The following is a 23,417-nucleotide window of genomic DNA, read 5'->3' on the forward strand; positions in this document are numbered from 1 at the left end:
TAGTCGTTGCGTAACAACTATCCTGCAGGTACCCCACTTTTGTGGTGCTGCGTGCTATGAGCTAACCAGTGCGGCGCGATCCGTCGTCGTCCTGGTCATCATTGTCCACATCATCATATTTGTCCGCATACGCCGAATAGTCCGGTTCGACCGGCTCTATCGGACCTGCCGAACGTTTGGAGGCTCGCTCTCCTGGGCCTGTGAGCTCTCGCTGCAGTGCCGTGTAGTCAGTTGCGGGACTGAAATACTTGATGTCCCGGGCCTGCTTGGTAGCTTTTGCCTTTTGACGGCCGCGCCCCATGGCGTGACCCCCTTTTGCGTCGATCCGGAGGTGGTCGCTGGGGCCCTATCGGCCCAAGGCTGCAGCGAGGCCCCGGAGTATTTGGTCAGTTTGTCGTACCTATAGATTACATGCTTTCCCGGCTCCCGCGTGCGCTGCCCGGGCCACCCGCAAAACGTGCAGCTTCGGCAGTGCTGCAGGTTTGGGCGGGCCCTACGTGGCGCGGGCGAATCTTGGCTAAAGTCGTACCGGACGCGCCTGCACTTTCGGGCAGACGCACGCGAACGTAGAAGGCAGGGCGGAACACCATGCGCGATCAGGAGCACACCCCGCGGGGCTCCGCATCCGATCCCGGGAAGGGTAACGCTGAAGCCCGGCACCCCGAGCCGGTCGAAGCCGACGAGACACAACTCGTGGGCCCGGGTGCCGTGCAGCCCGGTGATGCCGAAGCCGCAGCGGATCCAAACCCGCCCCTCGCCGGGGATCCCCGCGTCGAGTCCGACCGGGCGCAGCCCAGCTTCGCCGCTGACAGCGACTCCCCCCAGTGGACGGCAGCGGCGACTGACGGACAGCGGTGGGACGGGCTTTTTCACGACGCCGACCCCGCATCAGACGTCGACGCCTTCAGCCCCGTCAGCGCCGCGAGCCCCACCGATTCCCCGGCAGAAGTCCCCACCACCGATCCGGCTGGCCTGCCAGGCGGCCGGACGCCGCCGCCGGCTGTCGCCCCCGCCGTTCCACCAAGCCCGGCTGCCCCGCAGGACAGCTACCTGGAGCCGCCCACAGGGCAGCCGGGCGAACCGGCCGGCGGGCCCTATGGGCTCCCCCCGGCGGGAACCCAACCCGCCCGACGCCGCGACGGACGAAAGGCGGCGGGCAAAGGCCAACGAACCAGGGGCCTTCTGATCGGCGGGGCGCTCCTCGGATTGCTGGCCCTGGGACTGCTGGTCTGGGCTCTGATAGCCCTCATCAGCGGCCTGACATCCTCGCCGGACACGGAACCGATCAGCAACGGCGCACCGGGCGCCGACGGCATTATTGCCGAGGATGTCCTGCCCATTGATCTCGACGCGGGCCAGTGCCTGCGGGACTTCGTCGACATCAACACCGGATCAACAGTGGTGACCTGCTCAACCCCGCACAACGCGCAGTTGCTCGCCACCGAGTTCTACGCTGACGGTGATCAGTTTCCCGGCGAGGACGCGCTGGCCCTCCGCGCACAGCAGGTGTGCGACGGCGTCGACCTCGATGAGACTGCCGTCTCCCGCTACGAGAACCTCGAACTCTTTCGCGTCACACCGCAGCAAAACGCCTGGTCCGACGGCGACCGCCGGTTGGACTGCCTGGTGACCAGCAGCGAGGGTAACATCATCAGCGACACCCTCATCACCGACTAGCGGCTCTCGAGCACTTCCGCGGTCACGCTGAGACCGTCTGCTTCACCGGTGCGGTCCACCAGCACCGTGTCGCCGTCGTTGATGGTTCCTGCCAGGATGCCCCGGGCCAACCGGTCGCCGATTTCGCGCTGCACTAGCCGCCGGAGGGGTCGGGCACCGTAGGCTGGGTCGAACCCGGTCAGGGCAAGCCATTCGCGTGCAGCATCGGTCACCGTCAGGTTCAGGCGACGCTCGTGCAGCCGGGATGCCAGGGACTGTACCTGCAGATCCACGATGCGGGAGAGCTCGTCAAGGCTCAGCGCATCGAACAAGACAACATCGTCAAGCCGGTTCAGGAACTCCGGCTTGAAGCTCGAGTTCACCACGGCCATCACCGCATCACGTTTCGCTGCGTCGGACAGCGACGGGTCAACCAGGAACTGGGATCCCAGGTTGGAGGTCAGCACCAGGATCACGTTACGAAAGTCGACGGTACGGCCTTGCCCATCTGTGAGGCGGCCGTCGTCGAGCACCTGCAACAGGATGTTGAAGACCTCGGGGTGGGCTTTTTCCACCTCGTCGAGCAACAGCACGCTATAGGGGCGGCGGCGCACCGCCTCGGTGAGCTGCCCACCCTCCTCGTAGCCGACGTACCCGGGCGGGGCTCCCACCAGCCGGGAAACCGAGTGCTTCTCGGAATATTCGGACATGTCGATCCGCACCATCGCGTGCTCGTCGTCGAACAGGAAGTCGGCGAGGGCCTTCGCCAGTTCCGTCTTCCCCACCCCGGTGGGCCCGAGGAATAGAAACGAGCCGGTGGGGCGGTCAGGGTCGGCGATGCCGGCGCGGGCGCGGCGGACCGCGTCCGAGACCGTGGCCACCGCAGTGGACTGCCCGATCAGGCGGGATCCGATCACCTGTTCCATGTGCAGGAGCTTCTGGCTTTCGCCCTGCAGCATGCGTCCGGCCGGGATGCCGGTCCACGCTGAGATCACCTCGGCAATATCTGTGGTCGTAACGTCCTCGGCGACCATCGGCAAGGGCGTGCCCTCGGGTTCCGCGGCCTGCGCCGCGTCGAGTTCGCGTTGCAGGGTGGGGATTTCCCCGTAGAGCAGCCGCGAGGCGTGCTCCAGGTCACCGTCCCGCTGGGCCCGCTCGGCCTGCGAGCGCAGGTCCTCGAGTGCTGCCTTGAGATCACCGACCCGGTTCAGCCCCGCCTTCTCGGCGTCCCACCGGGCGTTGAGTGCTGCAAGCTTTTCCTTTTGGTCCGCCAGATCGGCGCGGAGGGCGTGCAGCCGGTCCTGGGAAGCGTCGTCGCTCTCCCCCGCCAGCGCCAGCTCCTCCATGGTGAGCCGATCAACCGAGCGGCGCAGTTGATCGATTTCCTCGGGCGCCGAGTCGATCTCCATGCGCAGCCTGGAGGCGGCTTCGTCCACGAGGTCGATCGCCTTGTCCGGGAGCCGCCGGCCGGAGATGTACCGGTTGGAGAGGGTGGCCGCCGCCACGAGGGCGGAATCAGCGATGGTGACCTTATGGTGAGCCTCGTAGCGTTCCTTCAGGCCGCGGAGGATGCCAATGGTGTCTTCCACACTGGGCTCGCCGACGTAGACCTGCTGGAACCGCCGTTCCAGGGCCGCATCCTTCTCGACGTTCTTGCGGTACTCATCAAGGGTGGTGGCGCCGATCAGCCGCAGTTCGCCGCGGGCCAGCATGGGTTTGAGCATGTTGCCGGCGTCCATGGAGCCTTCGGAGGCGCCAGCTCCAACCACTGTGTGCAGCTCGTCGATGAAGGTGATCACCTGCCCGTTTGCAGCCTTGATTTCCTCAAGGACCGCCTTGAGCCGTTCCTCAAACTCGCCCCGGTATTTTGCGCCGGCGATCATCGAGCCGAGGTCCAGGCTGATCAGGGTTTTGTCGCGCAGCGACTCGGGCACGTCGCCGGCCACGATCCGCTGGGCGAGTCCTTCGACCACTGCGGTCTTTCCGACGCCCGGCTCGCCGATCAACACGGGGTTATTCTTGGTGCGGCGCGACAAGACCTGGATGACGCGGCGGATTTCGCTGTCCCGTCCGATCACCGGATCGAGCTTCCCCGACCGGGCGATCTCAGTCAGGTCGACGCCGAACTTCGCCAACGCCTGGAACGTGGTCTCCGGGTCGGGGCTGGTCACCCGCCGGTCGCCCCGGATCCCCGGTAGGGCTGCCGCGAGCGCATCCCGTGAGGCCCCGGCGGTGCGCAGGAGGGTGCCCGTCGCGCCGGCGCCCGCAGCCAGGCCCAGGAGCAGGTGTTCAGTCGAAATGAAACTGTCTCCCAGCGTCTCGGCCTCCTGCTGGGCGGCCTTGATGGCCTGCAGGGTATCGCGGGAGAACTGCGCCTGCGCGGTGGAGGTGCCCGACGACGACGGCAGGGCCTTGATCGCCGCGCTCGCCCAGGTGCTGACCGCATCGGGGTCTGCACCCGATGACTTGAGGAGGGCCACCGCCACGCCGTCACGCTGATCCATTAAGGCTTTCACCAGGTGCGCCGGGTCAACCTGGGGGTTGCCTGCGGTCGAGGCGTTCATCGCGGCAGCGGACAACGCTTCCTGGCTCTTGGTGGTGAACTTGGCGTCCATGACTCAACCTTTCGAACAGCAATGACCCGTCAAGTTGAGTCTACCTCGCTCAACTTGTCCGAAGCAGGGAACGATGCCTGGTTCGCTGACAGCATACGGTTCCGCTCCGGCCCCTAGTAGAGCACCACTTTTTGCCGATCGGTAGAGGACTAAGCCTCTCTTCCCTGCGAGACCCAGTTCAGATCGGCGCTCCGCTCCCCCACGACAAGTGCGGCGGCGCCGTCGAGCATGTCGAGCTGCGCGTCGGAGAGGACAACAGTCGTGGCAGCCGCGTTCTCGTCGATGCGGCTCTGCCTGCGCGTGCCCGGGATGGGAACCACGGGGAGCCCGAACCGTAGTCCCTGCGCCGCCAGCCAGGCGAGCGCCACCTGCGCTGCGGTGACGCCGGCGTCGGCCGCAACAGCCTGAACCGCTTCGACGACTGCCGCGTTCGCGGTGAGAGCGTCAGCCCCAAAGCGTGGCACCCGGTGGCGGAAGTCGCCGTCGCCCAGCGTTGACGCCTGGACGGTGCCGGTGAGGAAGCCGCGCCCCAGCGGGGAGTAGGGGACAAACCCAATGCCCAGCCGGGCGGCCATCGGCACCACCAATGACTCAACGTCGCGGCTCCAGATGGACCACTCACTCTGGACTGCGGCAATCGGGTGCACCGCGTGTGCCGCCTGGAGTTCAGCGGCGGTAACCTCGGACAGGCCAAGCTGTCGCACTTTCCCGGCGGTCACCAGTTCGGCCATGGCCCCTACCGTCTCCTCGATAGGGACACGGGCGTCACGCCGGTGCAGATAATACAGGTCAATGACTTCCGTTCCGAGCCGGCCAAGGCTCGCTTCGGCCGCTTCACGCACATAGCCAGCGTCGCCGCGGATCCCCGAATACCCCTCCCCGGGGCTGCCCTGGATCCCAAATTTGGTGGCGAGCTGCACCTCATCGCGCCGGTGCCTGAGCAATTGGGACATCAGCTGCTCGTTGCTGCCCGCGCCGTAGACGTCGGCCGTATCCATGAACGTCACGCCGATGTCCACCGCATGGTTGAGGGTGGCTAACGCCTCGACCTGGTTCATGCCCCCGTACACATCGGTCAATGCCATGCCCCCAAACCCCTGGGAGCTGACAGTGAAACCGCTGGCAAGGTCAATTCTGGGAATCGTCATAGAAGGCATCGTAAGCCTTCCCCTGGTGGTGGGCGCAAGGCTGACGCAGGCTCTGGCCTACCGGGCCCGGCTGGAACAGGCCACCTGGTTCCGGCCTGCCGCCTTCGCTGCATAGAGGGCGTCGTCAGCTTCCTTGAGTAGTTGGCCGCTGCCCACCGCATGGTCGGGCGTGAACGATGAGACTCCCGCGCTGATCGTCAGCACCTTCTCCGGGTTGCCGGGATGTTCAATGCCCAGGGACTGGATACCGGCACGGATCCGATCCACCGCTACCCGCGCGTCGTTCTCGCTCTGGTCCGGCAGGATCAGGAGGAACTCCTCGCCGCCGTAACGGTAGATGCCGTCGGTGTCCCTGGACAGCAGGGTCAGCGTCTGCGCAACCGCCCTGAGCGCGCCGTCTCCGGCAGGGTGCCCCAGCAGGTCGTTAAAGCTCTTGAAGTAGTCCACGTCGCAGAGCGCCAGGGAATACCGCGTGCCATAGCGCAGGCTCCGATTGTGGAGCAGCTCAAGGTCCTCGGTCAGCTTCAACCGATTATCCAGGTCGGTCAGCGGATCGGTCCGTGCCTGCCTCGCCAGTTCCTGGCGGTACCGCCCGAGTTGGGCGTGCAGCGATGTCACCCGGCGGGCCACCATCAGCCGGGTGCGCAGGGTGAACGGGTCCAGCGGTTTGGTGACATAGTCATCGGCGCCAGCATCCATACCGGCCAGGACGTCGTCCTGGGAGCCAAACGACGTCAACAGCACCAGATAGGTGTAGGTATCCGTCTCGCCACTGCGGATAGCCTTGCAGAGTTGCAACCCGTCCAGTCCGGGCATCATCCAATCGGTGACCACCACCTCCGGCTGATACTCCTGGAACAGGTCCCAGGCGGCGTCGCCGTTGGTCGCGGACAGGCATTCGTAGCCTGACTGTTCCACCACTGCCTTAGCGACCATCAGCGAGCCGGGATCGTCGTCGACCACCAAGACTTTCACGGGGCCCCTTTCACGGATTCGTTGAGTGCGGCTGAAACGAGTTCGAGCTCTATTTCCAGCTCGGCCAGCGTCTCCGGGTGGATGACCGAGTCGTTGAGCGATGCGTCTTCCAGTTCGCCGCAGATCGCCGCGACACCGTCCGCACCGATATTCGAGGCGGCTCCCCGGAGCTTATGGGCGGCGTCCCGCAGACCGGTCCCACGTTCCATGGCGCCCCTGAGTTCGGCGAGGTCAGCCGGAACGGCGCCCAGGAACGCGGCTGCCGCGGCGGGCAGCACTCCCCACCCGTCGTCGGCACCCAACCCGCGGAGCATCGCCAGCCGGGCCGGGTCAACCACCTGGCGGGCCTCGCGGGCGGGCGCGTCGTCGTCGACCACCGACCTTGACACCACCGACCTTGTCACCCCGGACGCGGGCACCCCGGGGGTGTGCACCCAGCGCAGCAGAGTGGTTTGCAGGAGGGCCAGGTCCACCGGTTTGGATAGGTAGTCGTCCATGCCCGCGGCGCGGCACCGTTCCCGGTCTTCGCTGAGCGCCCCGGCCGTCATCGCGATGATGGGCAGGTGCGCGGCGTCGCGGCTGCGGATGGCCCGGGTGGCCTCGAAGCCATCCATGACCGGCATATGGCAGTCCATGAGGACCGCCGCGTACGTTTCGTGGGAGGTGGCTTTGACAGCTTCGGTGCCGTCGCCGACCAGATCCACCCGGTACCCGAGCTTCAGGAGCATCGATTCGGCGACCAACTGGTTCACCGCGTTGTCCTCGACCACGAGGATTCTCGGGCTGGGCCCGTGCTCCGAGTCCGGTTCCTGGAGCTGGACGGTTCGTGAATGGATCGCTTCGGGCGTCGGATCGACGTCAGTATCACTCATCAAGTGCATCAAACGGTCGTAGAGTGCCGAACTCCGCACCGGTTTGGTCAGCCATTCAGATACCCCCGCGGAGGCAAGCCGGTCACGGTCGATGCGCCCGATCGAGGTCAGCAGAATCAGCCGGGTCGACGACAGCTCGGGATTGCTGGAAATAGCCTCGGCCAATTCAATCCCGTTCACCACCGGCATGCACATGTCCAGCACCGCGATGTCGAAGGGTTCGCCGGCGTGAGCCGCGGCGGTGAGGCGTCCCAGAGCAGCGGGGCCATCCTCGACGGCTTCGGTCTGCATCCGCCAGGATCCTAGCTGTGACTGCAGCACCAGGCGGTTGGTCGCGTTGTCGTCGACTACCAGAACCCGCAGTGCGTTGAGCAGGCCCGGTTCCGGCGGACTGGCTGTCTGGCCCCCGTCGAGCGGCAGGTCAAACCAGAAGGTACTCCCGGTCCCCGGGGTGCTGGCAACCGCAATGGTCCCACCCATCGCCTCGGTGAGCCGACGGGAAATGGCCAGGCCCAACCCGGTGCCGCCATACCTGCGGGTGGTCGACGCGTCCGCCTGGGCAAATGACTCAAATAGTCGTTCGTGGTCAGTCGCGGCGATCCCGATGCCCGTGTCCTGCACCTCGAACCGAATCATTGACTGACCCTCGGTGAGCGCGCCGGCGTCTTCGACACGGTATACCCGAACGGCGATTTCACCGGCGGCAGTGAATTTCACGGCGTTCGAAAGAAGGTTGAGCAGTACTTGCCGGATGCGCCCGGCGTCGCCGATCAGCTGAGCCGGAACCTCGGGCGTACAGTAGGCAATCACTTCCACGTCCTTCCGGCGCGCTCCCTCCGCCAGGAGGGCTGCTACCTCATCGATGAGAGTCCGCGGGTCAAAGGACTCCATTTCCAGGTTGATCCGGCCAGCCTCCAGCTTCGAGAAGTCGAGAATGTCGTTGATCAGCAGCAGCAAGGACTCGCCCGCTCCTTTGACGCCTTGCGCGTACTGGCGCTGGGTGGAATCCAACGGGGTATCGAGCAGTAGCCCAGTCAGTCCAATCACACCGTTCATTGGGGTGCGGATTTCGTGGCTCATCGTCGCGAGAAACTCCGACTTCAGCCGGGTCGCTTCGAGGGCTGCCTCCCGGGCACGGCGCAACTCGGCCTCCGCCGCGCGTCGTTCGCTGATGTCCTGGGCGATGGTGGCGAGCCCGCGCACCGATCCGTCAGACCAGATAGGCGAGATGGTCATGGCGACCTGCACCACTGATCCGTCGCTGCGTGTCCGCGCGGTATCGAAGCTGTGGCTTTCTCCGCTGTCGTGCACCTGGGTGTGCGCGGCGTCGTTGGCTTCCCGCGCCGCCTCAGGCACCAAAAACCCCTTGTCCTTGCCCAGGGTCTCCGCCGCTGGATAGCCGAAGATCCGCTCCGCTCCGGGGTTCCAGCTGACGATCTTCCCGTCGGGGGTGGAACCGATGATCGCGTCCGACGACGAGGTGACGATCGCACCGAGCCCCTCGAGTTCCGCTGTGCGCGCCGCCACCTGGTCCGCCAGCCCCCTGGTGAGGGTGACATTCTCAATCACGATCAGGACCTGGCGGACCACCAATAGCGCCAGGGTGATAATCCCGATCCACAGCTGGACCGGATAGGTGCCGTCCACCACGATGACTGCCGCGACAATGATCGCCACGAGTACCGGCGCGTAGGGCAACAATTCCAGCCCGACGGCGTAGCGGTGCCGGTCGACGCCGGCGCTCGGGTTGCGCGGGACGAGTGGTGCAAGGGCGATGAGCGCGAAGGCCAGCATCCAGCCGATCACCAGCGGCGATCCGGTGGCGCCGTCGACACCCTCGAACACCAACCGGACATAAACGCTGTCGGTGATGGCCAAAACAAGGAGGCCGCCGCCCATGCAGAACCAGCGCAGCCGGTCCCCTACCGGCCGTCGGATGCCCAGCACGAGGACCAGGGAAATGATCGTCACGTCGACCACCGGGTACGCCGTTCCCGTGAGCCTGCCGAGGACACTCTCGTCGGAGGCCCGGTACGACGGCCCCAGGACCGTCGACCAGCTGATGAAGAGCATACTGCCGGCAATGACCCCGCCGTCGAGCAGCGTGTGCAGGCGGGAAACGAGGGTCGCGGGCGGGCGGGGGAAGAGAAAGAGTGCCGCAGTCGCGGGGAGGGCGTAGCCGATGAAGCCGATATCGGCGACCGAGGGGAAGGGATAGAGATGGTCCCGGGTCATCCCAAAATAGGTCCAGGCCACCTGGCCACCGAACCAAACCAGCGCAGCCACCGACATCAGCCACCACGCCCTGGCGGATTCCTTGTCCCGCCGGGAGCTCAGGGCGCAGCTGGCCGCTGCGGCCAGGCTGAAGGCGAGGAGGCCAACATTCCCGATGTCCTGGGCCAGGGGTTCCCCCCTGTTCGCCGTGAGGTAGCTGCCAATCGCTACGGCTGCGGCAAGGAATATCCCCACCAACCACCAGTGTCCGCTACTCATGCGCATGGTCGGAGCCTGCTGCCCAACGACGGGTGTGCTCACGCGGAATCCTCTCAGAGCGGGCTCGGTAGCGACCCGCCGAGCGCTGACCCTTGGGGTGGCCTCTCACCGCGCCGTCGTGTCTGTTCGCTTTCGTGTCTCTATGACTTCTTGCCAGCGTAACGGCTCACCGTGGAGGGTAGGCAATAATGGCTCAATGGGGAACCTTCAACGACCAACAACAGTGGCCGCTATTGCGGCTCTCGCTCTCACACTCACCGCCTGCACCGACACCGGGCCGACCGCCGACGACGCCGCCGCGGCGTTCGCTGAGGGCCTCAGCTCGCTCGACGTCACCGGATCCGCGTTCTCGACCGGATCCGTGTCCGCTGTCAATGAGGAACTTGCCGCGATCACCGCTGCGCTCGCGCCGCGGTCACCCGCCGTATCAGTCGCCGCCGTCGAGTCAGCCTCCGAGGACCAGGCCACCGTCCTGCTGAACCATGTATGGGATGTGGACGCAAGCGACGACGACTGGACCTACAGCACCACCGTTGAGCTCACCCGGACCGATGACGTCTGGCAGGTCGCCTGGGATCCAGGCATCGCGGTCGCCGGCCTGGCTGCGGGGGACGTCCTGGCCGTGTCGGCAGTCCCGGCCACCCGCGGCGACATCCTCGGCGCGGGCGGCGAGGTGCTGATGACGGATCGTCCGGTACTCCGCGTTGGCATCGACAAAACCCGGCTCGACGACGACCAGCTGGCGAGCTCCGCCACCGACCTTGCCGATCTGGTGGGCGTCGACCCGGCAGGCTTCGCCGCCCGGGTGGCGGAAGCCGGACCGGAAGCGTTCGTCGAGGGAATAGTGCTCCGTGACGATGGGTCACGGACCGTCACCGATGAGGCGCTCGACGCCGTCCCCGGCGCCCTGGCCATTCCAGACGAGATTGCCCTGGCCCCCACCCGGACGTTCGCCCGGGAACTGCTCGGAGCTGTGGGGCAGGCCAGCGCGGAAATGGTCGACCAATCCGGCGGGGAACTCGAATCCGGTGACATTACTGGATTGTCCGGGCTGCAGCTCCAGCATAACGAGCAGCTGGAAGGCACCCCCGGGCTGGTTATCTCCGCAGCACCGCCGGAATCTGCCGACGGCGTCGAACTGGAGCCCGCGCCGGAGCCCGAGCCAACGGTCCTCTTCGAAAAGGATCCGGCGGCGGGCGAACCGCTGACAGTAACCCTTGACCCGACACTGCAGTCCCTCGCCGAGGAGGTTCTCCAGGACGAGCCGTCTGCGGCGGCGCTGGTGGCGCTGCACCCCTCCTCCGGAAAGATCCTCGCCGTGGCCAACGGCCCCGGCAGCGGCGGACTACAGACTGCCCTGCTGGGCCAGTATGCGCCAGGTTCAACGTTCAAGATCGCCACCTCCCTGGCCCTGCTGCGCGAGGGGTTCACCCCTGACTCCCCCACCCAGTGCACCGAGGAATTGGTGGTCGATGGCAGGACCTTCAACAACGCCAGCACCTTCCCTGCAGCGTTCTTCGGGGAGATCCCGCTGCTGCAGACCTTCGCCCAGTCCTGCAACACCGGGTTTATCGCGACCCGCGACGCTGTCTCCCAGGAAGAACTTGCCGCGGCGGCCGCTGACCTTGGCGTGGGCGTCGAATCGCCGATCGGCATCCCTGCCTTCTTCGGATCGGTGCCGGACGTCGCCGACGGCACAGCACATGCAGCGTCGATGATCGGCCAGGGCGAGGTTCTGGTCTCCCCACTCGCGCTGGCCGTCATGACCGCCAGCGTCGGGGCCGGCGAACGGGTTACTCCTACCCTGCTCGCCTCCGAGCCGACGGCGGAGGCGAGTGCATCGCCGTCGCCCGCTGGCACCCCAAGCACCCTCACCAGCGACGAAGCTGGGACGCTGCGCACGCTGATGGCCGCGGTCGTCGCTGAGGGCGGAGCTACAGTCCTCGCCGATGTACCGGGTGAACCGGTACTCGCCAAAACGGGTACCGCCGAGTTCGGCGATGAGGTGCCGCCGCGCACCCACGCCTGGATTGTTGCGTTGCAGGGGGATCTCGCAGTAGCGGTTTTTGTGGAGGAAGGCGATTTGGGCTCGACCTCCGGCGGACCGCTGATGGATGCCTTCCTGCGCGGCGCCGCCCGGTAGCTGGTCAGGGTTTTCCCATGGTCAATCGGTGATGATCGTGGCATGGCCATCGACAATGTACCCCCCGGATCGGTTGCGTCTCCCACCCGCCCGAAATCGGGACGGCGTCGCTTTGCTCTCATCCCTGCCGTTTTGCTACTCATCGTCGGCAGTCTCGTCTACATCGCACTGTCCCAGGAGAAAACTCCCAGCGTTCCACTCGGTGCCTCGGCCGCCGTTACCGGTGGGTTGAGCCGCGTCAACGGGATCATCCCCCTCGAATCAGACGACTGGAAACCTCAAGGCAGCCCCACTTGGCTTGGCAATCCTCCTGGGGATGGTTCACACCGGGTCAGGGTGCTGCTGGAGCTGACGGCTCTTGAACCCAATGGGGTGGCCTTCGACGCCGACGACTACTTTGTTGCGGGGGTGGGAACCGACCGTCATGACGTGGTGTGGGCTCCGATCGAATCGGCGTTCCTGGCTCAAGGGGACAACCTCACCGCTACCCTCATATTCGAGCTGCCAGACCAGGCGATCCTCCTGACACTTGAGAACGACGACGGCGTACGCCTCTCGCTCGGCACCGCCCACCACTCCGGCGGGCAGTAAGCACCCCCAACTTTGGGGGTGCTTACCACCCAGATGGGGCTTCCTCGGTGGTGAGTGAGAAGCGGAAAATTTGAAGCATCCAACCTAGGGGCACATCATGGATGCTACAAATCAACCACCGGCCAACCGTCCTGGCCCACCACCCGATCACCTATCAATCCAGATCATCGGCAAGCTGCGGGTCCGCCGGGGAAATGTCGTCCTCGAAGCGCACCACTTTGGCGGGCCCAAACCACGCCAGATCCTCGAAATCCTGCTCCTAAAACTCGGAACACCGGTGTCGAAAGACTGTCTGATTGAAAAGCTCTGGGGCGACCACCCGCCAGCCGAGGCCATTGCGACCCTGGAGAGCTACGTCAGCGTGCTGCGGCGCCACCTGCAACCGGGCGCAGGCAAGACGGGGGTCCTGCGCACCTCGAACGGCGGCTACGTCATGGATCCATCGCTGGTGGATCTCGATCTGGACCGTTTCAATTCCCTCCTGCGTGGGGTTCGGGCGTCTTCGCCCCAAACCGCCTATCCCCTGCTCCAGCAGGCCCTTGAACTGTCGGCTGTCCCGCTGCTTGCCGATGAGCTTCGATCCGACTGGGCGCAGGAAGAGCGCGCCCAGCATTCCGCCCGGGTCACGTCCGCCCTGATACAGGCCGCCGAGATCGCGTGCGCTTTGCAGAACCCGGGTGACGGAGTCCGCTGGGCGGAGCGTGCCCTGGATGCTGACCCTCTGAACGAGGGCGCGTGGACGGCACTGGTTTCCGCGCTGGAGCAGGCTGGGCGTCACACTGAGGGCCTCCAGGCGTACGAGCGGTGTCGGCGCACCCTGGACCTCGAGCTCGGCTGTACCCCTGGGCCGAAACTGCGGGATGCCCAGGTCCGGTTGCTGCGTGCCACGGCAGCCGGCAAGTCTGAGCTGGCCGATGTACTTTCGGCTCTCCTGATCCTGCATGGCCGGGTAGAGGGGCCTACCGAGCTTAGTCCAGTCCCGGCTGAGCCCGCGATCGGGAAGACCGTCCGCCTTGCGGGTGAGGTGCTGTCCTCATTCCTGCAAAGGGCCCTGGCAACTGCCTGACACGTCGACCGAAAGTGGCATGATCACCAGCTGGTTTGCCACAACCCACGGGGCTCCCTATGGGCTCCTCAGGATTCGCCGAGTATTTGGTCAAGATTTCCGCACCATTTACTGGTTTCGCCGCCCGTGAGGATGCATACTCAAACTACACACACAGCTGTTGGGGCGTGACACCGTAGGGGTGATTGTCATGACAGTTCTTGCAGCCGATGCCGTTCCCGTCGAGCTGAGCCAAATCCGCGTCCTGATCGTCGACGACCACGCAACTTTCGCCGAGTTGCTGGCCCAAGCCCTCGCACGGGAACCCGATCTGGCCAGTGTCGGATTCGCGACCAGCATTGGTACGGCGATCAGGCAATTCATGTTGCTGCGCCCCGACGTCGTCGTGATGGACTATCACCTGCCCGACGGCGATGGCATCACTGCGGCCGAGCAGATCCTTGCCCTGGCCCCGAACACCCGTGTGATTATGCTCACTGGCGATCCTGACCCGCGGGCGCTGACCCGGGCTGCGGGCAGCGGTATCTGTGCTTTCCTGCCCAAGGACGGTTCCCTGGCCACCCTTCTGGAAACCCTGCGGCACGCACGGAACGGCGGAATGATGGTGCACCCGCTCCTCGTCACCCAGCTCGGTGCGCGGCGGAAGACACAGGGGCTGGGATCCCGGTTCGCCGCTCTCACGCAGCGCGAACTGGAGGTGCTCAAGTTGATGGCGGCGGGACACGACGTCCGCGCCAACGCGAGAGCACTCGGGATCACCGAAAACACCTGCCGTGGTTACGTCAAGTCCATCCTCGGTAAGCTAGGAGCGCACTCACAACTCGAGGCAGTTGCGGTGGCCGCCAACCTCGGGCTCCTGATTGATCATCGGCATGGATAGCGCCTGGCATCAGAGGCCACCAGCCGCCAAAGAGACAGTTGCCGAGCGTTCCAAGGTTCGGAGCGCCGTGGGGCAGTTCCTCCTCACCGGACTGCTTGTCATGGTGCTGATTGCCACGCCCGTGGCCTTCTGGATCCGCGCGGAGGCTGAGAGCCACGCCCTCGACAATGCGCAGCTCATCACACAACGCCTCGCTGACTATGCCGTCAGCCCGCTGATTACAGCGCAACTGATCGCAGGCGACCCTGCGGCCATCGAGGAGCTCGACACCCGTCTGAAACCCTGGCTGGAACGGGGCAACGTCCGACGGATCAAGGTGTGGGACAGGGACGGCCGAATCGTGTATTCGGACGTACCATCCCTGATCGGCCAGCGGTTTGACCTCCCAGGTCCCGGCCCCGGCCTGCTCGCCGGAGCCGACGGAACCGCGAGTCTGGAGAATCAGCAGGAACTGGAAAACGAGTATGAGGCGGACTCGGGGGAGTTGGTGGAGGTATACGTCACATCGGCGGCGGCCACCGGTGAGCAACTGGTCTTCGAGGCGTACTACGACGACGAGGGCGTGCGCGAAGAGCAGGCTCTCGTGCTTTTGGCGATCGCTCCGATTTTCCTCCTTGCCTTCGGCGTCCTTCAAATGGCGCAGCTGATACCAGCTGTCCGGCTCGCCCGCCGGATCCAGGCGCACGAGGTGTCCCGACGCAAACTGCTGCAGTACGCCATTGAAGCGTCCGATCTGGAACGCCGGCGAATTGCCCGGGACCTGCATGATGAGGTCATCCAGGACCTGGCCGGCCTGTCGTACGCCATGGAGTCCGAAGAGAAACGCGGTGTTGTCTCTCAACGCCTGTTGTTCGGCCGCGTCCGGTCAATCCTTCAGGAAAACGTCAGGACCCTGCGGGCCATGACCAGTGAGCTTTACCCGCCTGACCTGGACAAACTCGGCCTTCCTGCCGCTTTGACCCGGTTGGCGGAATCCCTCCGCGAACAGGGCATCGACGTGGCGCTGCAGGTTCCGGAGAACTGCGAGATGGACCGCGACCACGCGGTCATGTTGTATCGGGTGGCTCGGGAAGTACTCACCAATACTGTCAAGCATGCGCAGGCGAACACGGTCCACCTATCGTTGCTGAAGAAGGACACCAGCACCGTCATGACCATCAGGGATGACGGACGCGGGTTCAATCCGGAGGATGGTTCGCCCGACGGCCATCTTGGGTTGCGGCTCATGCATGACACCATCAGAGAGGCTGGCGGATCCCTTCAGGTGCTGTCCGGTGGGGGCCGCGGCACCTCGGTCATCGCGACGCTCAGCCGCGTGCCCTCCGCCGCGTAACCTCACCACGAACACAGGGTTTCTGTAAGGACGTTTTGGCATTCTGGAGCATACCGTTCGAAGGAGGCCATCATGTCTATCTCACGTCGACAAGTGCTACTCGGAGGTGGATTGGGGGCGCTAGGCGCGGGTACCCTGCTCGTTCCGACACGTTCGGTCGACGCCAAATCCATTAGCCGCCTGGCTCCACGGGACTTGCCCCTCCCGTTTCGAGCGCAATTCGCGCAGGCCCCCATCCTTCAACCGGTGTCGACAAGCATTGACCCCCTGGACGGCGCACCGGTCAATCATTACACGCTCACGGAAATGGCCGCTACCGCAGCAATCCTTCCGCGACTAAAGACCCAGATCCTCGGCTACAACGGCATCTTCCCGGGTCCCACGATCAGTCTGGACCAGGGGACAAAGGCGGTCCTGACGGTCCGCAACCAGTTGCCGCCCATCCACCCCTTCGACGGCCATCCCCTGACGACCTCGACTCACCTGCACGGCTCTGCCTCGCTGCCCCAATTCGACGGATACGCCAGCGACATTACCCGTCCCGGGTTCCGCAAGGACTATCACTACCCCAATTTTCAGCCGGCGCGCACCCTGTGGTATCACGACCACGGTGTCCACTTCACCGCCCTCAACGTCTACTTCGGGCTGGTCGCGCAGTATCACCTCCACGACCCGGTCGAGCGGGCGCTGCTCCCTCAGGGGAAGTTCGATGTGGCTCTGAGCATCTCCGACGCGATTTTCGCGGCGAACGGCAACCTCAACTACGCAGACAACACTCACTCGGGGCTGTGGGGCGACGTTATCTTGGTCAACGGCCGCCCGTGGCCCGTTATGAAGGTGCAGAAACGCGTCTACCGGTTCCGGATCCTCAATTGCTGCATCTCCCGATCGCTAAGGCCCACCCTGAGTACCGGCGACCCGGTGACCGTTGTTGGCGGCGACGGCGGGCTGTTGCCGATGTCCCAGGCAGTGGCCTCCTGGCGGCATGCCTCCGCGGAAAGATACGAGATCCTCATCGATTTCCGGAAGTACGCTACCGGCCAACGGATCGAGCTGCGGAACCTCTCGAACAAGAACAACGTGGATTACGACTTCACCAACAAGATCATGGCATTTGACATCACCGACGAGCCTGTCGACAAGGACGACCCCACCTGGAACACCATCCCGGTACAACTCACCACCAGCAACCCGGTGATGGACCTCAACCCAGCCGAAGCCAGTAAAGTGCGCAAATTCAGGGTCAAGCGTGACGACCTCTCAAACATGTGGACTATCAACGGAGAAACCTGGCAGGACGTCATCACCAGCGGATACAAACGGGTCATCGCTGATCCCGGGCTGAACGCCGTGGAGATCTGGGAGTTTGAAAACAGTTCCGGTGGATGGTTCCATCCCATCCATATCCACCTGATAGATTTCAAGATTCTCAGCCGCAACGGTCGGGTACCGTTCCCCTACGAAAAGGGGCCAAAGGACGTGGTCTATCTCGGCGAAGGAGAGACCGTTCGACTGTTGATGAAGTTCGGGCCGCACCAGGGTCGCTACATGATGCACTGCCACAACCTCCCGCATGAGGATCACGACATGATGGTTCAGTTTCGGGTCGGGTTGGACGAAAACTCCTTCGATCCCAACGATCCGATTACAGCGGCACCGGCAACATGGGACGGCTAGGACCCCGCGGGGCCCTCGGCGCGGCATTGCTAGGAGTTGCCCTGCTCGCCGGGCTCCGGCTGTGGGTTCTGGAACCGTTCACCGTGACGTCGGACAGCATGGAGCCGACGGTGCAGCAGGGAAGTACCGTGCTGCTCTACAAACATCAGCCAGCCGGGGAGGCTGGATCCCTGGTGGTGTTTCCCCACCCAACGGACGGGGCGTTGACCCTCAAGCGCGTCGTCGGCGTCGAGGGGCAGACGGTAGCAATCCGGGATGCGGTGCTTTTCATTGACGAGGTTCGCGCCGACGAAGCGTTCGTTGACTACGAAAGCATCGATGGCACCTACTTTGGCCCCGTCACGGTCCCTGAGGATCATGTCTTTGTGCTCGGTGACAATCGGAGTACTTCCATTGATTCGCGGGACTTCGGGCCAGTCGCCGTCGAACGGTTGACTACTCCCATAATTTGGCCGGCAGCCGGCGGTGGGCGCTAACGCAGTTGCGGGACCCGGCTGCCATGCGTCTCGATAATTTGTTTGCCAAGTGGTGTCAGGGAGATCGGGATCATTTTGAGGTTGGCGATGCCCAGGGGAATGCCGATGATGCTCAGGAACATGGGAATCGCCGTCAGGACATGCCCGATAGCCAGCCAGATACCTGCGACAACAATCCAGATCACATTGCCGAGCGTCGAGAGCGTGGACGCCCTGCCGCCCCGGTCCACTATCGACCGTCCGAAGGGCCAGATAGCGTAGGCGGCGATCCTGAAGGAGGCAATCCCAAACGGGATGGTGACGATCAGCAGGCAGCAGATCACGCCAGCGAGGACGTAGCCTAGCGCGAGCCAAACGCCGCCGAAAATCAGCCAAATTACGTTCAGAAGTGCGTTCATGGGTCTATTCTTCCTTCAAAGGTCTCATCTGGTCTATGGGGGACATCCCTGAAAATAGTGCACACATCCACTCGCTACCCTGACGGAGGAACCATGTCACAGCAAAATCCACACTCAATTATGAGGCGGAAGTCGATCGCCCAGATGGACGACGAGGCGGCAAAGAGTGGCCTGTTCAAAAGTCTGGGCCTGTGGCAGTTGACGGCAATCGGCGTCGGCGGCATTATCGGCGTGGGCATCTTCACCCTTGCAGGCTTGGTGGCGAGCGGCCAGGAAGGCGGCGAAGGGGCTGGCCCGGCCGTGCTGATCTCGTTTCTCATCGCGGGACTGGCCAGCGCTGCAGCGGCATTATCGTACGCCGAGTTCGCCGGGATGATCCCCCGCGCGGGTTCCGCATACACCTATGGCTACGTCGCACTGGGCGAATTCATCGGCTGGTTCATCGGCTGGGACCTGCTGCTGGAGTACATTGCCATCGTCGCTGTGGTGGCCATCGGCATCTCGGGATACTTCACCGAGTTCATGAGGGGCATCGGCATCGAGGTACCGATCTGGATGCAGGGCACCCCCGATACCCTGGAAGGCGGACTGGTCAACCTTCCGGCGATCGTGGTGTGCCTGTTCATCACGTTCATCCTCAGCAGGGGAACCAAGACCTTCGGGCGCTTCGAACTGGTTGCCGTAGCGGTGAAGATCCTGCTGATCCTGTTCATCATCGGCCTGGGGTTCTTCTTCGTCGACGGACAGAACTACGCGCCGTTCATCCCAAATGGCTTCGGCGCGGTGTTCGCCGGCGCCGCCACAGTCTTCTTCGCGGTCTTCGGCTACGACGCCATGAGCACCGCCGCAGAGGAAGCCACCGACGGCAAGAAACACATGCCCAAGGCGATCATCCTGTCTCTGGCCATCGCCATGGTCCTCTACGTTCTCGCGACACTGGTCCTGACCGGGATGCAGAACTGGGAGGACCTCGACACCAGCGCTGCTTTCGCCGTCGCCTTCCAATCGGTGGGGCTGCCGGTGATCGCGACGATCATCTCGGCCTTCGCTGTACTGTCCATCCTGACAGTGATGCTCACCTTCCTGCTCGGCGTCACCCGGGTGTGGTTTTCGATGAGCCGGGACGGCCTGCTGCCGAAGTGGTTCTCAGGGACCGATAGCAACGGCACCCCGCAACGTGTCACCTGGATTGCCGGAGTTGCCTCGGCCTTCCTTGCGGGGGTCTTCCCGATCGGAATCATCGCGGACCTCACGAACATCGGGATCCTTGCCGCGTTCGTGGTGGTCTGCATCGCCGTGATCGTGCTGCGGTACAAGCGGCCCGACCAGCCCCGCACCTTCCGGCTGCCGCTGATGCCCGCGATCCCCATCTTCGGCGTCATCGCCTCGGCGTTCCTCATGTTCCAGCTGGACTGGCAGACCTGGGCCCGCTTCGGTGTCTGGTTGCTCATCGGCCTGGTCGTCTACTTCGGCTACAGCCGGCGTAACTCGGTCATGAACCCGAACAGCCCCCGCTATGTGGAAGTGGTCCACGACGGGATCTGACCAGCTGGCCCCCGTTCCGTTCCGGTGGTCAATCTGGACATCCGGGTCCGATATTCCCACCCCGGAAGTCTAGATTGATCCGGTGCGTCCGGATATCTCACCGTCGACCGGTGGCGTTAAACGAAAGTGCCCCTCCCCGGACGGGGAAGGGCACCTAGCGGGGGTTAGCTAGTTCGTCCGGCGATCATTCGACGCCGGCGCGGTGGCGCGGCGCGGCCCGCTGGGCCGGCGTCCTGCACCAGTCGACGGAGTGTGGTTGCGCTGGTTGCCCGGCTCCTGCTTGGCAGCAGCACCTGACCTGTGCGATGACTGCCCGTGGGAGGCGACGTCGGTCGCCCTGGCACCGCTAGCCGGACGGCGGCTGCGGTTGCCGCCGCCCCCGGTTCCCGAGCTGGCTGGACGGTCGTCGTCGCGACGGCGTGCGCCGCCGCTTGCGCCATTCGAACCGGCGGTCTGGCCGCCGAAGCGGGCTCCGCGCGGCTGATCCTGACGGCGTTCTGACCGGTTGCCGCTCGGCTCGGCAGCGACGCGTCCGCGTCCTCCACGTCCGCCACGGCCACCCGTCGAAGGGGCCGCGGTACCGCGGCGCTTGCGTTGGGCGTTGGCTCCGGTAGAGGTGCCGCCGCCGCGCTGTGCCTCACGTGCTGCGACCAGCGACGCCCGGGTGCGGGGGTCAACCTTCTCGGCGATATCACCGATAAGCTTGCCGACCAGCGGCGACGTGGCCTTAACGTTCTCGAAAGCGACGTCAACGCCGGCAGCGCGCATCAGCTTCTGGACCTCGGACTTCTGCTCCGGCAGGGTGATCGTGACTACGGTGCCTGACGAACCGGCACGCGCCGTGCGGCCCGAGCGGTGCAGGTACGCCTTGTGTTCGGTGGGTGGGTCCACGTGGACCACCAGTTCGACGTCGTCAACGTGCACGCCGCGGGCGGCGACGTCGGTGGCAACGAGCACCCGCACATCGCCGGAGGAAAATTCGGCGAGGTTACGATCACGGGCGTTCTGGGACAGGTTGCCGTGCAGATCAACGGCAGGGATGCCGGCGTCGGTCAGGGTCTTGGCCAGTTTGCGTGCGTGGTGCTTGGTGCGCATGAAGAGTAGACGGCGTCCGCTGCCGGAAGCGAGCTGAACGATGAGCTGCTTCTTCTGCGTCTGGTCGCCGACCAGGAGCACGTGGTGCTCCATGGTGGTGACCGACGCCTGAGGATCGTCAACGGAGTGGGTCAGCGGGTTGGTGAGGTACCGCTGCACGAGCTTGTCCACGCCGTTATCCAGGGTCGCGGAGAACAGCAGGCGCTGGCCTTCCTTGGGCGTCGTGTCCAGGAGTTTCTTCACGACGGGAAGGAAGCCGAGGTCGGCCATGTGGTCGGCCTCGTCCAGCACGGTAATCTCGACGGCGTCAAGGGTGATGATCTTTTGACGCATCAAATCCTCAAGGCGGCCCGGGCAGGCGATGACGATGTCCACACCAGCGCGCAGGGCTTTTTCCTGGCGGGCCTGGGACACTCCACCGTAAATGACTGTGGTGTTCAACCCGAGCACTGTTGCCAACGGCTCGATGGTGGCGTTGATCTGGGTGGCGAGCTCACGGGTCGGTGCAAGGACCAGCGCCAGGGGGCGTCCCGGCTTGCGCCGGTAGGCGGCTTCCTGTTCGGCCAGGCGCGCCACCATCGGAAGGGCGAACGCAAGGGTTTTTCCGGAGCCGGTGCGGCCGCGGCCCAGGACGTCGCGGCCAGCCAACGTGTCCGGAAGGGTCTTGACCTGAATGGGAAACGGTTCGGTGATCCCCTGGGCGGTAAGGGTTTGGACCAGTGCCTTGGGCACACCGAGTGCAGCAAAAGTAGTCATGTATGTACACGAACTTTCTTCTCATCTTCCCCACGAATCGGTTGACCAGTGGGGGTCGCCGAAGAAAAGTCAAACAGTGTCAACCGCGCTCCAATGTTGTGAGCTCGAATGCGGGACAAAAGAAAGCGTTCATCGACGCAAGCTGCGGTAATAACCGGCTGCGTTGGAGTCTTTCCAGGCAAGCCGACACGCAGGCAAGTCCCCTTAGTGTATCAACGAATGCTCCCCGAGACTTGCGTCGGCGGCGGTTTGGCCGTGAACTGGGGGTAAAAGTGACTGACACCACAGCTACCGGGAGGCCGCCATGACCAACTCCACCGAGACAGTGCTCACCGACGCGCAAGGGCTTCATGACGACCTGGTGCGGTTGCGCCACCGCGTTCACCAGGAACCGGAGATTGGCCTGCAGCTGCCTCGAACCCAGGAACGAGTGCTCGAGGCGCTCGACGGATTGCCCTATGAGGTCACCCTGGGCCGGGACACTACTTCGGTGACCGCAGTGCTCCGCGGTCAGGGATCCCACGCGTCAGCCCAGAAACCGGTGGTCCTGTTGCGTGGGGACATGGATGCGCTGCCCGTCCAGGAACAGACCGGAGTGGTGTACTCGTCAACCATCGATGGAGCGATGCACGCGTGCGGACACGACCTGCACACTGCCATGCTGGCCGGGGCCGCCACACTCCTTGCAGGCCGGCGGGACCAGCTGGCGGGCGACGTCGTTCTCATGTTTCAGCCCGGCGAGGAGGGGTTTGACGGCGCCGGGGTGATGATCCGCGAGGGAGTGCTGGAGGCGGCCGGACGCAGGCCCGACGCCGCGTATGGGCTCCATGTGATGTCGGCACTCGCGCCCAATGGGCTATTGTCGACGCGCCCCGGGACCCTGATGTCCGCCTCGGACGGGTTGCATGTGACGGTGCATGGAGCGGGCGGGCACGGTTCGGCTCCGCATCTGGCGAAGGATCCGGTGACCGCAGCCGCCGAGATGGTGACTGCGCTGCAGGTGATGGTCACCCGGCAATTCAACATGTTCGATCCGGTGGTGGTGACCGTCGGCGTGCTCAGGGCGGGCACCAAACGCAACATCATCCCCGAATCGGCGGTGTTCGAAGCCACGGTGCGGACGTTCTCGGAGGCGAACCGGGAAAAAATGCAAGTGGTGGTGCCGCGGCTACTAGAGGGTATTGCTGCCGCCCACGGTCTTGAGGTGACTGTTGACTACTCGACCGAGTATCCGTTGACCGTGACCGACGACGCCGAGACGGAGCGGGCCGAGACGGTCATCGCCGACCTGTTTGGCTCCCACCGGTACAGCAGGATGGCGCAGCCGCTGAGCGGATCGGAGGACTTTTCCCGGGTCCTGGCCGCGGTGCCGGGCAGTTTCGTGTTCCTTTCGGCAGTCGCCCCGGGAGCGGACCCGCTGCAGAGCGCGTTCAACCACTCCCCGTATGCCACCTTCGACGACAACGTTCTGGGCGACGGTGCGGCCCTCTACGCTCAGCTTGCTCTGTCGCGGATTGCCGGGCTGGCCGCCGTCGTGAGCCAAGTCGGGTAGCACCAATTCCTGCACGGGCGACCGCCGCGGCGTCGAACACCCACGCTGCCCCCTTCCGCTGCAGAAACCGGCGACCGCGCCCGATATGACTAGCGCGACTATCGGTTTCTGCAGCGCTAGCCAGTTTCTGCAGCGCTAGCCGGCGC

17 protein-coding genes are annotated in these 23,417 nt (G+C 64.6%); 10 read left to right on the forward strand and 7 right to left on the reverse strand.

Features of this window, described 5'->3' with window-relative positions; translation table 11 throughout:
• Nucleotides 1-61 precede the first annotated feature (61 nt).
• The gene (locus ACX80G_RS13965; protein WP_459308311.1) at nucleotides 62-301 is read right to left on the reverse strand and encodes a DUF3073 domain-containing protein; all 240 of its coding nucleotides are present in this window, start codon (nucleotides 299-301) and stop codon (nucleotides 62-64) included.
• A gap of 287 nt (nucleotides 302-588) precedes the next feature.
• Between ACX80G_RS13965 and ACX80G_RS13970 the strand changes: the two genes are divergently transcribed.
• Nucleotides 589-1,677, forward strand: a complete 1,089-nt coding sequence (locus ACX80G_RS13970) for a hypothetical protein (RefSeq protein ID WP_459308313.1) — start codon at nucleotides 589-591, stop codon at nucleotides 1,675-1,677.
• Here the strand turns inward: ACX80G_RS13970 and clpB are convergent.
• From clpB to ACX80G_RS13990, 4 genes are all read right to left on the reverse strand, one after another.
• A complete protein-coding gene (gene clpB / locus ACX80G_RS13975; RefSeq protein WP_459308314.1) occupies nucleotides 1,674-4,271 on the reverse strand; it encodes an ATP-dependent chaperone ClpB in 2,598 nt (865 codons plus the stop codon). The genes ACX80G_RS13970 and clpB overlap by 4 nt on opposite strands.
• Before the next feature lie 149 nt (nucleotides 4,272-4,420).
• Nucleotides 4,421-5,419 (reverse strand): aldo/keto reductase, encoded by a 999-nt coding sequence (locus tag ACX80G_RS13980; RefSeq protein ID WP_459308316.1) that lies wholly within the window; start codon nucleotides 5,417-5,419, stop codon nucleotides 4,421-4,423.
• A 57-nt stretch (nucleotides 5,420-5,476) separates the two neighbouring features.
• The gene (locus tag ACX80G_RS13985; protein WP_459308318.1) at nucleotides 5,477-6,394 is read right to left on the reverse strand and encodes a GGDEF domain-containing response regulator; all 918 of its coding nucleotides are present in this window, start codon (nucleotides 6,392-6,394) and stop codon (nucleotides 5,477-5,479) included.
• The gene (locus ACX80G_RS13990; protein ID WP_459308320.1) at nucleotides 6,391-9,801 is read right to left on the reverse strand and encodes a hybrid sensor histidine kinase/response regulator; all 3,411 of its coding nucleotides are present in this window, start codon (nucleotides 9,799-9,801) and stop codon (nucleotides 6,391-6,393) included. The genes ACX80G_RS13985 and ACX80G_RS13990 overlap by 4 nt, the downstream gene beginning before the upstream one ends.
• Before the next feature lie 154 nt (nucleotides 9,802-9,955).
• Here ACX80G_RS13990 and ACX80G_RS13995 point away from each other — a divergent pair, with 154 nt between their 5' ends.
• From ACX80G_RS13995 to lepB, 7 genes are all read left to right on the forward strand, one after another.
• Nucleotides 9,956-11,902, forward strand: coding sequence for a penicillin-binding transpeptidase domain-containing protein (locus ACX80G_RS13995; protein ID WP_459308321.1), 1,947 nt, complete (start codon nucleotides 9,956-9,958; stop codon nucleotides 11,900-11,902).
• Nucleotides 11,903-11,944: 42 nt separating this feature from the next.
• Nucleotides 11,945-12,493, forward strand: a complete 549-nt coding sequence (locus ACX80G_RS14000; RefSeq protein WP_459308323.1) for a hypothetical protein — start codon at nucleotides 11,945-11,947, stop codon at nucleotides 12,491-12,493.
• 97 nt (nucleotides 12,494-12,590) lie between these two features.
• Nucleotides 12,591-13,559: an AfsR/SARP family transcriptional regulator gene (locus ACX80G_RS14005; protein ID WP_459308325.1), complete on the forward strand. Its 969-nt coding sequence runs from the start codon at nucleotides 12,591-12,593 to the stop codon at nucleotides 13,557-13,559.
• Between the two features lie 190 nt (nucleotides 13,560-13,749).
• Complete coding sequence (locus ACX80G_RS14010) at nucleotides 13,750-14,439, forward strand: response regulator transcription factor (protein WP_459308327.1); 690 nt, start codon at nucleotides 13,750-13,752, stop codon at nucleotides 14,437-14,439.
• Nucleotides 14,432-15,772 (forward strand): sensor histidine kinase, encoded by a 1,341-nt coding sequence (locus ACX80G_RS14015; RefSeq protein WP_459308328.1) that lies wholly within the window; start codon nucleotides 14,432-14,434, stop codon nucleotides 15,770-15,772. Before ACX80G_RS14010 ends, ACX80G_RS14015 begins: the two co-directional genes overlap by 8 nt.
• A 246-nt stretch (nucleotides 15,773-16,018) precedes the next feature.
• On the forward strand, nucleotides 16,019-17,449 hold the full coding sequence (locus tag ACX80G_RS14020; protein WP_459308329.1) for a multicopper oxidase family protein: 1,431 nt from the start codon (nucleotides 16,019-16,021) through the stop codon (nucleotides 17,447-17,449).
• Nucleotides 17,437-17,925, forward strand: a complete 489-nt coding sequence (gene lepB / locus ACX80G_RS14025) for a signal peptidase I (protein WP_459308331.1) — start codon at nucleotides 17,437-17,439, stop codon at nucleotides 17,923-17,925. Before ACX80G_RS14020 ends, lepB begins: the two co-directional genes overlap by 13 nt.
• On the opposite strand, the gene ACX80G_RS14030 is transcribed toward lepB, so the two are convergent.
• Nucleotides 17,922-18,323 (reverse strand): YccF domain-containing protein, encoded by a 402-nt coding sequence (locus ACX80G_RS14030; protein WP_459308333.1) that lies wholly within the window; start codon nucleotides 18,321-18,323, stop codon nucleotides 17,922-17,924. The genes lepB and ACX80G_RS14030 overlap by 4 nt on opposite strands.
• A 120-nt stretch (nucleotides 18,324-18,443) precedes the next feature.
• On the opposite strand from ACX80G_RS14030, the gene ACX80G_RS14035 reads away from it, so the two are divergent.
• Nucleotides 18,444-19,868 carry an amino acid permease gene (locus ACX80G_RS14035; RefSeq protein ID WP_459308335.1) on the forward strand — a complete coding sequence of 475 codons (1,425 nt, stop codon included), beginning with the start codon at nucleotides 18,444-18,446 and terminating at the stop codon, nucleotides 19,866-19,868.
• A 168-nt stretch (nucleotides 19,869-20,036) separates the two neighbouring features.
• Here the strand turns inward: ACX80G_RS14035 and ACX80G_RS14040 are convergent, their stop codons facing one another.
• Complete coding sequence (locus tag ACX80G_RS14040) at nucleotides 20,037-21,719, reverse strand: DEAD/DEAH box helicase (RefSeq protein WP_459308336.1); 1,683 nt, start codon at nucleotides 21,717-21,719, stop codon at nucleotides 20,037-20,039.
• A 304-nt stretch (nucleotides 21,720-22,023) separates the two neighbouring features.
• Here ACX80G_RS14040 and ACX80G_RS14045 point away from each other — a divergent pair, with 304 nt between their 5' ends.
• The gene (locus ACX80G_RS14045; RefSeq protein ID WP_459308337.1) at nucleotides 22,024-23,271 is read left to right on the forward strand and encodes a M20 metallopeptidase family protein; all 1,248 of its coding nucleotides are present in this window, start codon (nucleotides 22,024-22,026) and stop codon (nucleotides 23,269-23,271) included.
• Nucleotides 23,272-23,417: the final 146 nt, after the last annotated feature.

The organism is Arthrobacter glycogeni (genome assembly GCF_054510815.1).

Excerpts from the sequence above, each read along its gene's own strand:
- lepB (WP_459308331.1), top strand. The coding sequence starts at position 17,437 with ATGGGACGGCTAGGACCCCGCGGGGCCCTCGGCGCGGCATTGCTAGGA.
- ACX80G_RS14000 (WP_459308323.1), top strand. The coding sequence starts at position 11,945 with ATGGCCATCGACAATGTACCCCCCGGATCGGTTGCGTCTCCCACCCGC.
- ACX80G_RS14015 (WP_459308328.1), top strand. The coding sequence starts at position 14,432 with ATGGATAGCGCCTGGCATCAGAGGCCACCAGCCGCCAAAGAGACAGTT.
- clpB (WP_459308314.1), bottom strand. The coding sequence starts at position 4,271 with ATGGACGCCAAGTTCACCACCAAGAGCCAGGAAGCGTTGTCCGCTGCC.
- ACX80G_RS13970 (WP_459308313.1), top strand. The coding sequence starts at position 589 with ATGCGCGATCAGGAGCACACCCCGCGGGGCTCCGCATCCGATCCCGGG.
- ACX80G_RS14010 (WP_459308327.1), top strand. The coding sequence starts at position 13,750 with ATGACAGTTCTTGCAGCCGATGCCGTTCCCGTCGAGCTGAGCCAAATC.
- ACX80G_RS13995 (WP_459308321.1), top strand. The coding sequence starts at position 9,956 with ATGGGGAACCTTCAACGACCAACAACAGTGGCCGCTATTGCGGCTCTC.
- ACX80G_RS14035 (WP_459308335.1), top strand. The coding sequence starts at position 18,444 with ATGAGGCGGAAGTCGATCGCCCAGATGGACGACGAGGCGGCAAAGAGT.
- ACX80G_RS14005 (WP_459308325.1), top strand. The coding sequence starts at position 12,591 with ATGGATGCTACAAATCAACCACCGGCCAACCGTCCTGGCCCACCACCC.
- ACX80G_RS13965 (WP_459308311.1), bottom strand. The coding sequence starts at position 301 with ATGGGGCGCGGCCGTCAAAAGGCAAAAGCTACCAAGCAGGCCCGGGAC.
- ACX80G_RS14030 (WP_459308333.1), bottom strand. The coding sequence starts at position 18,323 with ATGAACGCACTTCTGAACGTAATTTGGCTGATTTTCGGCGGCGTTTGG.
- ACX80G_RS14040 (WP_459308336.1), bottom strand. The coding sequence starts at position 21,719 with ATGACTACTTTTGCTGCACTCGGTGTGCCCAAGGCACTGGTCCAAACC.
- ACX80G_RS14045 (WP_459308337.1), top strand. The coding sequence starts at position 22,024 with ATGACCAACTCCACCGAGACAGTGCTCACCGACGCGCAAGGGCTTCAT.
- ACX80G_RS13980 (WP_459308316.1), bottom strand. The coding sequence starts at position 5,419 with ATGACGATTCCCAGAATTGACCTTGCCAGCGGTTTCACTGTCAGCTCC.